The sequence below is a fragment of the Arhodomonas sp. KWT2 genome (genome assembly GCF_041949875.1).
Classification (GTDB): domain Bacteria; phylum Pseudomonadota; class Gammaproteobacteria; order Nitrococcales; family Nitrococcaceae; genus Arhodomonas; species Arhodomonas aquaeolei.
Genome location: NZ_JBHFPQ010000027.1, coordinates 1 through 14,628 on the forward strand (window position 1 = coordinate 1; position 14,628 = coordinate 14,628).

General features: G+C 69.9%; 15 protein-coding genes and 1 pseudogene. 13 read left to right on the forward strand and 3 right to left on the reverse strand.

Annotated features, from left to right (window positions below; genetic code table 11):
• Positions 1-145 (forward strand): annotated as a pseudogene (locus tag ACEZHJ_RS02505) (IS481 family transposase); the annotation flags it as partial.
• Between the two features lie 125 nt (positions 146-270).
• Here ACEZHJ_RS02505 and ACEZHJ_RS02510 read toward each other — a convergent pair.
• Positions 271-1,644, reverse strand: a complete 1,374-nt coding sequence (locus ACEZHJ_RS02510; protein WP_163139823.1) for a nitrate/nitrite transporter — start codon at positions 1,642-1,644, stop codon at positions 271-273.
• A 101-nt stretch (positions 1,645-1,745) separates the two neighbouring features.
• Here ACEZHJ_RS02510 and ACEZHJ_RS02515 point away from each other — a divergent pair, with 101 nt between their 5' ends.
• Positions 1,746-3,206 carry a PLP-dependent aminotransferase family protein gene (locus ACEZHJ_RS02515; protein ID WP_163139825.1) on the forward strand — a complete coding sequence of 487 codons (1,461 nt, stop codon included), beginning with the start codon at positions 1,746-1,748 and terminating at the stop codon, positions 3,204-3,206.
• 67 nt (positions 3,207-3,273) lie between these two features.
• On the opposite strand, the gene ACEZHJ_RS02520 is transcribed toward ACEZHJ_RS02515, so the two are convergent.
• On the reverse strand, positions 3,274-4,083 hold the full coding sequence (locus ACEZHJ_RS02520; RefSeq protein ID WP_163139827.1) for a helix-turn-helix transcriptional regulator: 810 nt from the start codon (positions 4,081-4,083) through the stop codon (positions 3,274-3,276).
• A gap of 187 nt (positions 4,084-4,270) precedes the next feature.
• On the opposite strand from ACEZHJ_RS02520, the gene ACEZHJ_RS02525 reads away from it, so the two are divergent.
• The 5 genes from ACEZHJ_RS02525 to ACEZHJ_RS02545 are packed head-to-tail and all read left to right on the forward strand — an operon-like array spanning position 4,271 to position 8,889.
• Positions 4,271-5,347 (forward strand): PotD/PotF family extracellular solute-binding protein, encoded by a 1,077-nt coding sequence (locus ACEZHJ_RS02525; protein WP_163139829.1) that lies wholly within the window; start codon positions 4,271-4,273, stop codon positions 5,345-5,347.
• A complete protein-coding gene (locus tag ACEZHJ_RS02530) occupies positions 5,337-6,452 on the forward strand; it encodes an ABC transporter ATP-binding protein (RefSeq protein ID WP_040409367.1) in 1,116 nt (371 codons plus the stop codon). Before ACEZHJ_RS02525 ends, ACEZHJ_RS02530 begins: the two co-directional genes overlap by 11 nt.
• Positions 6,445-7,371, forward strand: a complete 927-nt coding sequence (locus tag ACEZHJ_RS02535; RefSeq protein WP_240466228.1) for an ABC transporter permease — start codon at positions 6,445-6,447, stop codon at positions 7,369-7,371. The genes ACEZHJ_RS02530 and ACEZHJ_RS02535 overlap by 8 nt, the downstream gene beginning before the upstream one ends.
• A 2-nt stretch (positions 7,372-7,373) precedes the next feature.
• On the forward strand, positions 7,374-8,174 hold the full coding sequence (locus ACEZHJ_RS02540) for an ABC transporter permease (protein ID WP_018717846.1): 801 nt from the start codon (positions 7,374-7,376) through the stop codon (positions 8,172-8,174).
• 4 nt (positions 8,175-8,178) lie between these two features.
• A complete protein-coding gene (locus ACEZHJ_RS02545) occupies positions 8,179-8,889 on the forward strand; it encodes a cysteine hydrolase family protein (protein ID WP_163139831.1) in 711 nt (236 codons plus the stop codon).
• Between the two features lie 12 nt (positions 8,890-8,901).
• On the opposite strand, the gene ACEZHJ_RS02550 is transcribed toward ACEZHJ_RS02545, so the two are convergent.
• Positions 8,902-9,807, reverse strand: a complete 906-nt coding sequence (locus ACEZHJ_RS02550; RefSeq protein ID WP_163139835.1) for a LysR substrate-binding domain-containing protein — start codon at positions 9,805-9,807, stop codon at positions 8,902-8,904.
• Positions 9,808-9,939: 132 nt separating this feature from the next.
• Here ACEZHJ_RS02550 and ACEZHJ_RS02555 point away from each other — a divergent pair, with 132 nt between their 5' ends.
• The 6 genes from ACEZHJ_RS02555 (at position 9,940) to ACEZHJ_RS02580 (ending at position 14,576) form a co-directional block, all read left to right on the forward strand.
• Positions 9,940-10,206, forward strand: a complete 267-nt coding sequence (locus ACEZHJ_RS02555) for a DUF1127 domain-containing protein (RefSeq protein WP_163139838.1) — start codon at positions 9,940-9,942, stop codon at positions 10,204-10,206.
• 190 nt (positions 10,207-10,396) lie between these two features.
• The gene (locus tag ACEZHJ_RS02560) at positions 10,397-10,684 is read left to right on the forward strand and encodes a DUF2218 domain-containing protein (protein ID WP_163139841.1); all 288 of its coding nucleotides are present in this window, start codon (positions 10,397-10,399) and stop codon (positions 10,682-10,684) included.
• A gap of 25 nt (positions 10,685-10,709) precedes the next feature.
• Positions 10,710-11,657 carry an ABC transporter substrate-binding protein gene (locus ACEZHJ_RS02565; protein WP_163139843.1) on the forward strand — a complete coding sequence of 316 codons (948 nt, stop codon included), beginning with the start codon at positions 10,710-10,712 and terminating at the stop codon, positions 11,655-11,657.
• 56 nt (positions 11,658-11,713) lie between these two features.
• The gene (locus tag ACEZHJ_RS02570) at positions 11,714-12,694 is read left to right on the forward strand and encodes an iron ABC transporter permease (protein WP_156831171.1); all 981 of its coding nucleotides are present in this window, start codon (positions 11,714-11,716) and stop codon (positions 12,692-12,694) included.
• A gap of 50 nt (positions 12,695-12,744) precedes the next feature.
• On the forward strand, positions 12,745-13,761 hold the full coding sequence (locus ACEZHJ_RS02575; RefSeq protein ID WP_018717853.1) for an iron chelate uptake ABC transporter family permease subunit: 1,017 nt from the start codon (positions 12,745-12,747) through the stop codon (positions 13,759-13,761).
• Positions 13,758-14,576 (forward strand): ABC transporter ATP-binding protein, encoded by an 819-nt coding sequence (locus ACEZHJ_RS02580; RefSeq protein WP_163139845.1) that lies wholly within the window; start codon positions 13,758-13,760, stop codon positions 14,574-14,576. The genes ACEZHJ_RS02575 and ACEZHJ_RS02580 overlap by 4 nt, the downstream gene beginning before the upstream one ends.
• Positions 14,577-14,628: the final 52 nt, after the last annotated feature.

The following is a 14,628-nucleotide window of genomic DNA, read 5'->3' on the forward strand; positions in this document are numbered from 1 at the left end:
GCGCTACTGCCACCTGTACAATCACCACATACCGCAGAAAGCGCTGCACCAGCGAACGCCGATACAGGCGCTGAAGGAATGGCAACAAAGCCACCCGCAACTATTCATTCGGCAGGTGCGCAATCATCCGGGACCTGACAAATAAGGGAGCGGGATGATTTTTCCGTGATTGGCCGCGTTGCTCTGGTGACGGCGCAGCGCCGTCACTCAACGGGGCAGACTGTCGGGTAAATGCTCAACGAGCTCAGTCCGACGATACTCTGGCCGCCGTCAAGGCCGGCGCCTCTGCCGGGGCTCGGCCGGTGGATAGGTCTCGCGAACCAGCAGCGCCGCCGCCAGCCCGGCGACGCTCAGCATGGCGGGTAGCCAGAGTGCGGTGCGGTATGTCGCCGGCGATGCCGGGGCGGTGGAGACCCACGAGACGAACCAGCCATAGCCCGTCTGCACGACCGCCGTCGTCAGGAATACGCCCATGTTTACCAGGGCGAGCGCGACGCCGATGACGTCTTCGGACACGCTCTCCTTCACGGTGGCGAAGGAAACCACGACCTGCGCGCTCGATAACCCCAGTACCAGAAAGCAGGCCAGGCCGGTGGCGGCGCCACTCCATGGCCCGAACAGCAGCCAGGCCCAGGCCAGCGCACCGACCAGTGAGGCCAGGCAGATGAACGCCTTGCGCGTTCGCAGCCAGTCCGAGACATGGCCGACGAGCAGTGAACCGAGTCCGTAGGGCACCAGTGCGCAGGTGATGATCCACGACGCGGTGTTGCCCGACAGGCCGAAACCGTTGCCCAGCAGATGAGTGCCCCAGAGCCCGGCAAACGCATAGAACGTACCGTTCGTGCCGGAGATCGCCAGCAGCACCAGCCAGAGCTGTGGCTGACGTGCGGCACCCAGCCAGGCCCGCCTGCGGGCCAGTGCGGTGCCGCCGGGCGCTGCGGCGCCCGGCGGGGGGCAGTCATGCCCGGTTTCCGCGGGGTGACGCCAGAGCAGGGCGATGAGCGCACCGACCCCGATCGTGGCCGCGCCGAGACTGACGAAGATCGAACGCCAGTCGAGCACCCGGAGCAGGGCGTATGCCGGTGCCTCCGCCGAGATCGATCCGAGTGCGGCGGCAAGGAGCGTAACGCCGGTCACCAGACCGAACCGCCGACCGGCGAACCACAGTGCGTTGTTCTTCATCACGGCCACGAAGACGATCGACATGCCGATGCCGACCAGCAGCGGGCCCGCGAGTGCGACCGGGTAGCTCGGTGCGAGCCCGAGCGTGAGCGCCCCGGCGCCGGTCAACAGGGTGCCGGCGGTGGCCGGCCACCGGACGCCGAGTCGATCCACGAGCATGCCCGCGGGGATCTGCATCAGCGTGTAGACCCAGAAATGCGTGGCTGCGAGCGCCCCGATCCCGGCGGCACCGAGTTCGAAGCTCCGGCCGATGGGCAGGGAGAACGTGGCCGGGGCGAATCGGTTGAAAAAGCCGATGTAAAAGGCCGTGGCCAGCAGGCCGTAGCTGAGCGCGCGCCACCGTCTGCTGCCGCGTGTGCCGGTTCGCAGTGTCGTCGGGACGGGCGCTCTGCCGTGGACGGCCGTCGGGGCGCGGGTCGATCCCGCGGTGTCGGTGGATGTGGCCGGCGGTTCGATGCCCATACCGATCTCCAGGGCGAATGGACCAGTGACATCGATCCTCGTATCGTGACGCGGAGCGATACAGCGACAGATTTACGACGCAGAGGCGATACAGACAGGGCATGCGGCTATACGAGCGGCTGGCGGACGACGTCGCGTGGGCGATCGGTGCCGGGGTCTACCCGCCGGGCACGCGGCTGCCATCGGTGCGCGATGTCAGTCGGCACCGTGGTGTGAGCGTGTCCACCTGCGTTCGGGCCTATCACGAGCTCGAGCGTCGCGGGGTTATCGAAGCGGCGCCGCGCTCGGGCTTTTTCGTCGTTGGCCGCCGGCACTCGGCGCTGCCCACGATACCGGGCGGACGTTCATCGCCGGTGGCGGTTGCCGGCAGTGACCGCATCCTGCAACTGCTCGCGGCAGCCACCGATCCCCGGGTAGTGAATTTCGGTGCGGCCACGCCGCATCCGGACTACATGCCCGGAACGGCAGTCGCGGCGGCGAGCCGGACGGTCTGGGGCAGTGCACGCCGGCGGTGCATGAGTCAGGCCTTTCCGCCCGGTGCGGTCGAACTGAGGACGGCGGTGGCACGGCGTCTGGCCATGTCGGGGTGTCGACTCGATCCGGACGGCATCCTGATCACCAACGGTTGTCAGGAGGCCATGGCGATCGCCTTGAAGACCCTGTGCCGGCCGGGGGACGTCGTGGCCGTCGAGGCGCCCACCTACTACGGCCTGCTGGAGGTGCTCGAACAGCAGCAGCTTCGGGCCCTGCCGATCCCGGCCGACCCCAGTCAAGGGATATCGCTCGAGGCGCTCGACCGGGCCCTGCAGACAGGCGATGTCCGGGCGTGTGTCGTCACGCCGGTGGCGTCCAATCCGCTGGGCGTGACGCTGTCCGATGAACGCAAACAGGCCCTTGTGGACCTGGTGGAGCGCCACGCCGTTGCGCTGATAGAGGACGACACGTATGGCGAGCTGGTCGAGGCAGGGCGCCGGCACACTCCGGTGAAGGCTTGGGATCGCACCGGTCTCGTGTATTACTGCGGCTCGGCCACGAAGACGATCTGTGCCGGTCTGCGTGTCGGCTGGCTGGTGGCCCCCGCATCCCGGCGACAGTCGGTTGCCTTCGAGCAGTACCTGCGCACGATCTCGGTCAACACCCAGGCCCAGCTCACGCTCGCGCAGTACCTCGCGACCGGGCAGGTGGACCGGCAGCTGCGATCGGCGGCGCGCTCGTACCGGGGGTGCGTCTCGGAGCTGATCGCACGGATCGAGAGGCATTTCCCGGCGGGCACCCTGATCAGCGCGCCCCAGGGCGGGTTTCTCGTATGGGTCGAGCTGCCCGGGGCCGTGGATACGGCCTCGTTGCTGGGCGAGGCCCTGAAACGGGGGATCAGCTTTGCCCCGGGGGCGCTGTTCGCACCGGATGATCGTTTCGGCAATTGCATGCGTCTGAATGCCGCCGTGGCGTGGAACGGGCGCTCGTACGAGGCGCTTGAAACGCTGGGCGGACTCATCGAGCGCTCGTCCGGTCGATCCGGTTTCGTCCCGAACGCCGGGACGGGCGCCGATCCCGGCGGTTGAATGGCGGTGTCCGCGGTGCCGCGGATCGTCGCGCTCGCGGGGCGACGGGCCCTGTTCGTTCCCGATTTTACAGCCGGAAGCTGAACGCCGGCTCCTCCGGCTGCATCTCGTTGCGTACGCGCTCGCGGATGGCGGGGTCGATCCGCGGGTCGTCCAGGTCGTAGAGGCCGCAGCCGCGCAGGGTCTCGCGCAGGGGCACGTCGCGGCCGAGGTACTGGAGGATGACGCGGTAGCAGGCGATGCCGCGGTCGGCCGTGCCGGTCACGCCGAGGGTCAGGCCCGGCATGAGCGAGGGCTGGTCGCGGTCCCGCGCGTAGAGGACGGTGAGCCACACCATTTTCCCCACGCTCGCCTCCCGCTCGAACATCAGCACGTTCTGCCCCGAGTGGACGAACAGGCCGTTGTACTTGAGCGTGGTCTGCCTGGGGTCGTCGGGGTAGCGCTCGATGTTGCGGCTGAACACGAAGCCGCTGTCCTCCGTCACCTGGATGAATCCCCGCATCAGCCGGCCCGGGTGCTCCGCCGGGCAGAAGTAGTTGTAATAGTAGCCGGTGTACTCGCGCAGCCGTTCGTGGCTGTCCGGGTTGAGCAGCAGGATGTCGCGCATGCGCTCGGAGATGGCGGAGAATTCGCCGGCCACCGGGCGCTTGACGGCCACGAGCCGCCGGAAGGTTTCGTGGTCCAGCAGCATCTCCGACTCCTCGAAGCCGAAGTAGTCGCTGATGAGGCGCAGGCGCTGCAGCCCGGGCCGGCTGTCCCCCGAGAGGTAGCGGTGGAACTGCTGGCGGTTCACGCCGAGCCGGCGGCAGGTGTCGGCAATGGACCGGGAGTAGCTGCACACGAGCCGGAGGTTGCGCGGGAAGTCGTCGCTCGCCATCCGTAGGTACTCTGTCGCATTTTGTCGCACTGACTATAACAGAAAGCGTCATGCTGCAACGCAGCATTCTGTTGCCGCGATGCTGCGTGGCTCCATAGACTGCGATGAAGCCGCGGGAGTGCCGAGCCGCGATCGGTCCCCCGCAAGGCCGACCTCAGAAAACGACCCGCCGGGTCCGGAGGAAAGCATGTCCAAGAAACGTCCGTCGTCCTTCCCGCTGGTCCGCGCCCTCGTGCTCGGCGCCGCCGGCCTGGCCCTCGTGGCCGGCGCCTCGTTCCGCGCCAGTGCCGCGGATGACGTCCTGCGTGTGCTGACCTGGGAGGGGCTGGCGAACGACCAGTGGGTAAAGCCCTTCGAGGAGGCGCACGACGTCGAGGTCAAGCGCACCTACGTCGGCTCCAACGACGAGTACATGGCCAAGCTCGCCGCCGGCGACACGCAGTACGACGTGGTCGTGATCGTGAGCTCGCTGGCGCAGCCCGCCATCGACGCCGGCTTCGTCGAGCCGGTGGATCTGGACAGGATCCCGAATTTCGGACAGCTCTACCCGAGGTTCCAGAAGCTCGGCTTCCTGCGCCAGGACGGCCGCCAGTACGGCGTGCCCAATGACTGGGACGTGCTGCCGGTGACCGTCAACGCCGACGAGGTCGACGGCTGCAGCTTCGACGTGCTCTTCGACGACAGCTACAGCGGCCGGATCTCCATGTGGGACGACGTCGCCACCCTCGGCACCGTCGCCGCCTACATGGGCTACGACAACATCTGGACCCTCTCCGACGAACAGCTCGAGAAGGTCAAACAGAAGATGATCGAGCAGAAGCCGCTGGTGCGGACCTACTGGTCCACGGGCGGGCAGATCACCCAGCTGTTCGCCAGCGGCGAGGTGGTGGCGACGCTGTCGTGGAGCTACGTCACCGAGCAGCTCAAGGACCAGGGCGTGAACGTCGTTCAGTGCACTCCCGAGCGCACCACCGCGTTCCTGGACTCCAACTTCGTCGTCTCCGGCACCGAGCATCGCGATCTGGCCCACGCCTTCATCAATTACCTGATCTCGCCGAAGGTCATGGCCCAGGTCTACGAATCGAGCGGCTTCGGCGTCACCAACCCGAAGGCCGGGGAGTACCTGCCCGCGGAGGCGTTCGCCAGGTCGATCATGGCCAGGGACGAGAGCTTCCGCCGCAACATCAACTTCTGGCGGGAGATCCCGCGGCGCGGTAAGTACCTCGAGGTCTGGAACGAGATCAAGGCGGCCAATGTTGACTGAAACGGGTGAGGTGATCCGCCTCGATGGTGTCGCCAAGCGTTTCGGTGGGTTCGTCGCGCTGGACCATGTCGATCTCGACATCCGGCGCGGCGAGTTCCTGACGCTGCTCGGCGAGAGCGGCAGCGGCAAGACTACGACGCTGCGGATCATCAGCGGCTTCGAGGCGCCGAGCGAGGGGGCCGTCTACATGAACGGCCAGTCCCTCAACGACGTCCCCGCGCACCGGCGGCGGGTGAACACCGTCTTCCAGGACTACGCGCTGTTCCCGCACATGAGCGTCGCGGAGAACGTCGGCTACGGCCTGCGCTTCGACGGCGTCGCCCGTGCCGAACGGCGGCGCCGGGCGGGGGAGATGCTCGAGCGCGTGGGGCTTGCGGGACGGATGGACGAATATCCGGACGCGCTGTCCGGCGGCCAGATGCAGCGCGTCGCGCTCGCCCGGGCGCTGATCAAGGAGCCCGAGGTGCTGCTCCTCGACGAGCCGCTCTCCGCGCTCGACGCCAAGCTCCGCCGCGGGCTGCAGCTCGAGCTCAAGCGCATGCAGCGCGACACCGGCATCACCTTCGTCTACGTCACCCACGACCAGGAGGAGGCGCTGGTGATGAGCGACCGCATCGCCGTGATGGAGAGCGGCCGCATCCGCCAGCTCGGAGCCCCCTCCGAGGTGTTCGAGCACCCGCGCTCGCTGTTCGTCGCGGAGTTCGTCGGTGCCTCCAACCGGTTCGAGGGCCGGGTGGTGGACGCCGCCGACGGCCGGGTGGTGGTGGATCTGCAGGACGGCGCCCGCATCGCCGCCGCCGCGGGGGCGGCGACGGACCTGCGCCCCGGTATGGCGGCCTGCCTGATCGTCCGCCCGGAGCACATCCAGTTCGCTACCGGGCTCGCCGCGCGGGAGAATGTCGTTTCCGCCCGGCTGGAGGACATGGTCTACCTCGGGGTCGACCGCAAGCTCGTCCTCCGCGGGCCGGACGGCACCCGCATCGAGCTCCACGAGCGCGGCGAGCGCCTGCCCGGCGACATCGGCGAACGGCTCGGCACCACCGTGCTGCTCCAGCTGCCCGAGACGCAGCTGCATGCCTTTGCGCTGGAGGCGCGCGGTGAGTAGGGCCCAGGGCGTGGCCACGGCCGCCGGTGGTGCTGCCGTCGGTGCCCCTGCGATGTCGCTGCTGCGGCGTCTCGGACGCCGCCGCCTGGAGCTCGCGTCCGGGGGCGCCGCACTGCTCTACACGCTGGTGTTCATCGTGCTGCCGTACGCGATGGTCGCGATCTTCAGCTTCTGGGAGAAGGACCTCTACACGATCCGTCCGGCACTGTCCGTGGACAACTACGCCAAGATCGCGGGCAGCGGCGTGTACGCCCACGTCATCGGCAACTCCGTGCTGGTGGCCACCACGGTCACGGTGGTCGCCTCGGTGCTCGGCTATGTGCTCGCCTACTACCTGGCCGTGTACGCCCGGCGCTGGCGCAATCTGCTGTTCTTCCTGCTGGTGGTGCCGCTGTGGACGAGCTTCCTGCTGCGCGCCTACATCTGGACCATCATCCTCGGCCGCGAGGGGATACTGAACACGCTGCTGGTGAACCTGGGGATCATCCAGGACCCGACCCCGCTGCTGCTCTACAACAAGTTCTCCATCTGCCTTGCGTTGATCTACATCTTCCTGCCTTTCGTGGCGCTGCCGGTGTACGCCGCGCTGGAGAAGATCCCGCGCAGCTACATCGAGGCCAGCCGTGATCTGGGCTCGCCGCCGCTGCCGACCTTCAGGCACGTGGTCTTCCCGCTGACGGTGCCCGCGCTGGCGGCGGGGGCGACGGTGGTGTTCTGCCTGTCCTTCGGCGACTTCATCACGCCCAAGCTCCTCGGCGGCAGCTCCGACATCATGATCGCCAACGTCATCATCGAGCAGTTCGGCGCCGCCTTTAACTGGCCGTTCGGCAGCGCCCTCGCGGTGATCGTGCTGCTGGTGGTCTTCGCGCTGCTGGGCGTGACCTCGCTCGTCGCCCGCGGCCTGGGGCGGAACGCATGACTATGAATGCATCGACGTCCGGCAACGCGGCCCGGCGCCTGTTTACGGCGGCGGCCGCGGCGATATTCGCCTTCCTCTACCTGCCGCTGATCGTGCTGGTGGCTTTCTCCTTCCAGGAGAGCCGGATCCTCGCGTGGCCCATCGAGTCGTGGTCGCTGCACTGGTACCGCGTGCTCTGGCAGGACGCGGAGATGATCGCGGCGGTGGGCAACAGCCTGTTCGTCGCCACCGCCTGCGTGGTCATCACCACCGTGGTGGGGGTGCCGCTGGCGCTGACCCTGCGCCGCCTCGGCGGCGGCATGCGCACCGGCGTGGAGCGCGCGCTACTGCTGCCGCTGATCATCCCCCAGCTGATCACCGGCCTGGCGCTGCTGATCATCCTCCACCGGGTGGATGTCGGGCTGTCGCTGGGCACGGTGATCCTCGGCCAGAGCCTGGTGTGGATGCCCATCGTGGTGACCCAGGTGCTCGCGCGGCTGGAACGGGTCAACCCGAACCTGGAGAAGGCGAGCATGGATCTGGGCGCCGGCATGTGGCAGACGTTCTTCCTGGTGACGCTGCCCTCCATCCGCACCGCGATCATCGGCAGCGCGCTGCTGGTGTTCACGCTCTCCTTCGACGAACTGCCGGTGACGTTCTTCCTCACCGGCTCACGCAATACGCTGCCGATGCATATCTGGTCGATGCTGCGGATCGGGATCACCCCCGAGATCAACGCCATCGCCACGGTGACCGTCGGCGTATCCATCATCCTCATCCTGGCCGGAATCCGGCTGCTGGCGCGCGAGCGCGGGAGGCCCTGAACCGATGACCGACGCCCTGTCCCCGCTGTTCGACCTCGTCCCCGCGGTCGACCTTTCACGCCGTGAGCGCATGGCGCTGATGATCATCGACATGCAGTATCACGACGCCTCACCCGCCCGCGGCCTCGGCCGGGCGATCCAGGCGGTCGCCCCGGGCGCGATGGACTACTACAACGAGCGCCTGGAAGGCGTCACCGTGCCCGCCATCCGGCGGATGCTGGAGTTCTTCCGCCGCGAGGGGATCGCGGTGGTGCACCTGGTGCTCGGTTCGCGCTACCAGGACCTGCGCGAGTGCCCGCCGCGTTTTCGCGAGTGGACGCGCAATCTGGAGCGCGTCACCGGTGCGCGCGACATCTGGTGGTCCGGCAATCCGGATTTCGCGGTCCGCGACGAGCTGGCCCCGATCGAGGGCGAGACCGTGGTGCGCAAGACCACCAACGGCGGTTTCAATGGCAGCGGCCTGGATGACGTCCTCCGCCGCATGGACATCGACACCCTGGTAGTCGCCGGCGTGGTGACCAGTGCCTGCGTGGAGACCACCGTGCGCGATGCCGCCGACCGCGGTTACCACTGTGCCCTCGTCGACGAGGCCACCGCCGACTACGACCCGGAGATGCACCGGGCGACGCTCAAGGCGTTCGCACTCAACTTCGGCCGGGTGGTGGATTCCGCCGACGCGCTGATCGAGGCGGTGGATCGGGGGGCGACCGTCTAGCGCCCGGGCCTCCTAACGACTCATGGCGTGGAAACGGTCGACGACGTGCTCGGCGAGGGCGTCCGCGGCGCTGCCGCGCCCCGGGGCGCGCAGGAGCTGGATCCGGTAGGCCCCGAGTGCCGGCAGCCCGGCGTCCGCGTCCAGCACGCGCAGGGGCGGGCGGATCAGGCTCCGGGGGAAGGGGGCCACGGCGAGATCGGCGAGCATCGCCGCCTCCTGGGCGGCGCAGTGTTCGCTGGTGTAGGCGATACGGTAGTCGCGGCCGCTGCGGTCCAGCGCCTCCAGCGCCATCGCCCGCCAGGCGCAGCCGTGTTCGGCCAGGGCCAGGGGCAACGGCGTTCGCCCCGCGCAGACACCGCCCTCGCGCCCCGCCCAGACCAGGTGCTCGCTGTAGACGACCTCGCCGCGGCGATCCTCCTGGCCCTCGTTGCCCGCGGTCATCAGCATCAGGTCCAGCTCGCCGGCGTCCAGGCGTTCCAGCAGATCCCCGCTGCGGCCCACGCGCACCGTGACCTGCACCGCCGGGTGGGTGCGCGCGAAGCGCGATAGCACGCCGGGCAGAATCCGGGTGCCGGCGTCGTCCGGCGTGCCCAGGCTCACCGAGCCGTCCACGGCAGGGGAGAGGAACCGCGACACCGCCTCCTCGTTGAGCTCCAGCAGCCGCCGGGCATAGCCGAGCAGGGCCTCGCCCTCCGGCGTGAGCCGCGTGCGCCGTGGCTCACGGACGAACACCGCCCGACCCAGCGTCTCCTCCAGGCGCTTGATCTGCATGCTCACCGCCGCCGGCGTGCGGAAGACCTGCCGTGCCGCCCGGGTGAAGCTGCCCGTCTCTGCGATGGCGACGAAGGTGCGCAGCACGTCGTGCTCCAGCAGCGGCAGTGCCCCGGCGGCGGGGCGGGACTCCGGATGGGCGCTCATGGCATTTCCGTTAACAAAAACTGAAAGGCGAATTTATTCCTTTTTGTTTGAGTTAACAATGTCCGCGGCACATGCTCTCCCCAACAGTCACGGAGGCGCCGGACAGGCGCTACCACCGGGGAGGCAAGCGCAATGGCCGTCCACCACGATACGCCGAACACCACCGAATGCGCCCGCCGGGGCGGGTCCGCACCGTCGTCCTCCGCGGGGCTCGCCGGTGCGCTGCGCGATGCCGTGCGGCGCCGTCTCCGGGCGTGGCGGACCCGTCTCGCCCTGAACCGGGTGATGGACATGGATGACCACCTGCTCAGGGACATTGGTGTCACCCGGCAGCACGTGTGCCGTGCCGTGGATCGGGCGGGCCGCCGCGGTCGTGGGCAGGACCTGTGCAGGCGTTGAATATGCGATAGCGAATAATTATCATTTGTTAACGTATCCGTGCGGCCCTGCCTTCGCCCGCGGGGAGGCCTTTGCGGGCGGCTCCGTGTGCAGTGGGGAGCGGCGAAGGGTGGACTTTAAGGGTCCGCCGCTCCGCCGCTCCGCCGGTCCCGCCGCACGTCCACTCCGCCATCCACCAGGGAGCGTGATCATGGTCACCACCCGCGCCACCGTCACCACCGAGAAGCCCGCCGTGAATCTCAAGAAACTCTGCCGACACTTCGGCCACAAGGTCGAGGCCCGCTTCGACGACGAGCGCGGCGAGGTCCATTTCCCCTTCGGCGATATCGAGATGGCGGCGGGCGAGGGCGTGCTGCTCCTCTCCGGCCGGGCTGGCGACGGCGAGTCCCTGGCGCGTCTCGAGCAGGTGGTGGGTGACCACCTGGTGCGCTTTGCCTGGAAGGAGTCGCTGCAGGTCGACTGGCGGCGCGACGCCTGACGTTGGCCGACGGGAGATCTGACCCATGCAGCAGACAGCAGCGGCCGAGCGTATCCACGGTATCCTTGCGATGACGCTGGTTTTCATGGTCGCCCTCGCGGCGACCCCGGTGGCGGACGCGCGCACGGTGGTGACGGCCTACGGAGAGGTCGATATCGATGGTACGCCGCAGCGCGTTGTCACCCTCTACGAGGGCGCACTGGACGCCGCCCTGGCGGTGGATGTCGCGCCGGTGGGTGCGGTCACCACCCGCGGAGGCGATGGAGTCGCGGGCTATATCCAGGATCGCGCCGGGGATGTGGCCATCGTCGGTACGCCCCGGGAGACGAACGTCGAGGCGGTGCTCGCGCAGCGCCCCGACCTGATCCTGGCCTCGCCGCGGCTGCCGCGGGCGCAGTATGAACTGCTCTCCGGTATCGCACCGACGGTGGTCCCGGATGTTCAGGGCTTCCGCGCCGATGCCTGGAAGGACGAGGCGCGGCTCTACGCCCGTGCGCTCGGGCAGACGCCGGCCATGGACGAGGCGATTGCGCGCGTGGAGAACCGCGCTGCGCGGATCGCGTCCGCGGTGACCGGGCGTTACAACGCCGATGACCGCACCGCCTATCTCGTCCGCTGGATGCCGCAGGGGCCCATGGTGATGTCTTCGCGGCTGTTCGCCACCGGGCTGCTCGGCGCTGCCGGTTTCGACGTGGAGACCGCCGGACTGGTCGGCGGGGACCGCCCCCACAGCGACCCCCTCAGCCTGGAGGCGCTGTCGCGCATCGACGGCGACTGGCTCTTCCTCGCCACCCTCAACGCCGACGGCCGCGAGGCCCTGGACGCGGCCCGTACCTCGCCGGCATTCCGGCGGCTCGACGTCGTCCGGCGCGAGCGCGTGGTGCCGGTGGACGGCCAGCTCTGGACCAGCGCCTCCGGGCCGCTCGCCGCAGAGGTGGTGCTGGACGACATCGAGGCGGCGGTCCTGCAGTGACCGCCGCCGGTTCGAACGGAGCCCCCCGGGTGGGGGAGGCGGGGACGCGCATGCGCATGACCGGGCTGACCGCCGCCTGCGCCGCCGTGCTCGCCCTGGCGTGTCTCGCCAGCCTGCTGCTCGGGGCCGGCAGCGTCGACGCCGGCCCGGCGCTGGCCGGGCTGCTCGGTCACGGCAGCGAGGAGGCGCGGTTCGTGGTCTTCGAGCTCCGGGCCCCGCGCACCGTAATCGCCCTGGTGGTGGGGGCGGCCCTCGGCGTCGCCGGGGCGCTGCTGCAGGCGGTGACGCGCAACCCGCTGGCCGAGCCGGGCCTGCTGGGCGTGAGCGCCGGCAGTGCCTTCGCCGTGGCCGTCGCGCTCACCCTGGGGGCGAGCGCGGCGACGTTGCGCAGCACCGTGGCCCAGCTCGGTGCCCTCGGTGGCTGCCTGTGCGCCATCGGCGCCGGGCGGCTGCGCGGCGTCGGGGACGATCCGGTGCGCCTCGTGCTGGCCGGCGCGGCGCTCTCCAGTCTGCTCGCCGCGCTCACGTCCATGCTGCTGCTCGTCGACCAGCGCACCGCCGACGAGATCCGGTTCTGGGTGGTGGGCAGCGTCGCCGGGCGGCGCCTGTCCGACCTCTCCGGCATCCTGCCGTCGCTGGCGGCGGCCGCGCTCATCACCCTCGCCATCGCCCGGCCGCTGGCGGCGCTGGCCCTCGGTGACCGGGTTGCCGCCGGGCTGGGGCACCGGCCGGGGACGGTGCGGCTGCTCGCGGTGATCGCCGTGGCGCTGCTGGTGGGGGCCGCCACCGCGGTGGCCGGGCCAATCGCCTTCGTCGGCCTGGTCGTACCCTTCGCCGCCCGGGCGCTGGCCGGTCCGGATATCCGCCGCACGCTGTGGCTGAGCGTGCCCCTGGGGGCGCTGGTCGTGGTGGCGGCGGACGTCGTCTCGCGTCTGGTGGTTCAGCCCTCGGAGCTGCCCATCGGGGTGCTCACCGCGCTGCTGGGTGCGCCGGTTCTGATCGCCGTGGTGCGTGCCCGGCGGCTGCCGACGCTGTGACCGTGGCGATGTCCGGTGGCGCTGTTTCCCGCTCCCCTGCGCACACTGCGGTGCTGCGCCTGCCCGGCGGGCGCACGCTGCTGGTCCAGCGCCGCACCCAGCGGGCGAACCTGCTGCTCGCGCTCCTGCTCGCCGCGGCAGCGGTGATGGCCCTGTCGCTGGGCAGCACGGTGGTGGCGCCGCACGACGCCGTCACCGCGCTGTTCGGCGGCGGCGATGCGGTCACGCGCTTTCTGATACAGGCGCTGCGCGGGCCGCGGCTGCTTGCGGGTATCCTCACCGGCACCGCCTTCGCGGTGGCGGGCTGCCTGATGCAGACGCTGGCGCACAACCGCCTGGCCACGCCCGGCATCATCGGCATCGACAACGGCGCGACGGCGTTCGCGGTGGCCTCGGTGCTGGGGGTGGGCATCGCCGTCGCGCCGCCGGCCATGGCCCTGGTCGGCGCGGCCACTGCCACGGCGCTGGCCTTCGGCCTTGCGGGTGGCACCGGCACGCGGGGGTACCGCTTCATCGTCGCCGGTATCGCCATAGGTGCCCTATTCGGGGCGGTAACCCAGCTCATGCTCGCCCGCGTGGCGATCGACGCCGCCAACCAGGCCTATCCCTGGACCGTCGGCACCCTCAATGCCCGTTCTGCGGATGCCGTGTGGGTGCTCGGGGCGGGGGTCGCGGTCGGATTGCCGGCGGCCCTGGCACTGGCGCGGACGCTGACGGTGATGCGTCTCTCCGACTTCACCGCCCAGGGGCTGGGCGTGCGCGTGCGAGCCTGCCGCTGGCTCTCCCTGGCCGTGGCCGTGCTGCTCACCGCGCTGGCGGTGGCGGTCGCCGGGCCGGTGGGGCTCGTGGGGCTGGTCGGCCCGGAGATCGCCCGTCACCTGTCCGCGCCGGCGAGCGTGCCGGTGGTCGGTGCCGCGCTGGCCGGCGCGCTGGTGATGGTGCTCGCGGACCTGGCCGGACGGCTGCTGCTCGCGCCCATCGAGATCCCGGTCGGGATCGTCACCGCCGTGGTCGGCGGCCCCTATCTGCTCTGGATCCTGCTGCGTGCATCGAGGATGACCCCGTGAATCGACCCGTGACCGACGGTGACAGCCGCCTGCAGGCCGACCGTCTGGGCCTCGCCTACGGCCGGACCACGATCGTCCGCGAGCTCAGCCTCGCGCTGCCGGACGGTCGGGTCACGGCCATCGTCGGCCCCAACGGCTGCGGCAAGTCCACCCTGCTTGCCGGGCTGGCGCGGCTGCACCCGCCGAGCGGTGGCGGTGTGGTGCTGGACGGCCGGGATATCCGGGACCTGCCGACCCGGGAGGTGGCCCGCCGGATTGCGCTGCTGCCCCAGCACACGGTGGCGCCGGAGGGCCTGACTGTCGCGGAGCTGATCCGTTTCGGCCGTCACCCGCATCAGGGCCTGATGCGGCAGTGGTCGGCGGAGGACGAGCGGGTCCTGGCGGAGTCCCTTGCCGCGGCGGACATCGAGGCCCTGGCCGACCGACCGCTGGACGCGCTCTCCGGCGGTCAGCGCCAGCGTGCCTGGATCGCGATGGCGATCGCCCAGCAGACGCCGCTGCTGCTCCTCGACGAGCCCACCTCCGCCCTGGATCTGGGCCACCAGCTCGAGGTCTTCGAGCTGATCCGGGCGCTGGCGGCGAGCGGCAAGACGGTGGTCATGGTCGTGCACGACCTCGTCAGCGCCTGCCGTTTTGCGGATCACATGGTGGCGATGCTGGACGGTGACGTGGTGGCGGAGGGGCCGCCGGCCGAGGTGGTGACGCCGGCGCTGGTACGCCGGCTCTACGGCATCGAGTGCACCCTGATCGAGGACCCGGTGACGGGCAGCCCCATGCTGGCGAACCCGCGTCGTCCGGCGACTGCCCGGTCATGAGGCACACAACCGATCCAGCCTGAGGCCGGTCTCATCTTGTGGTCCGGCCGTT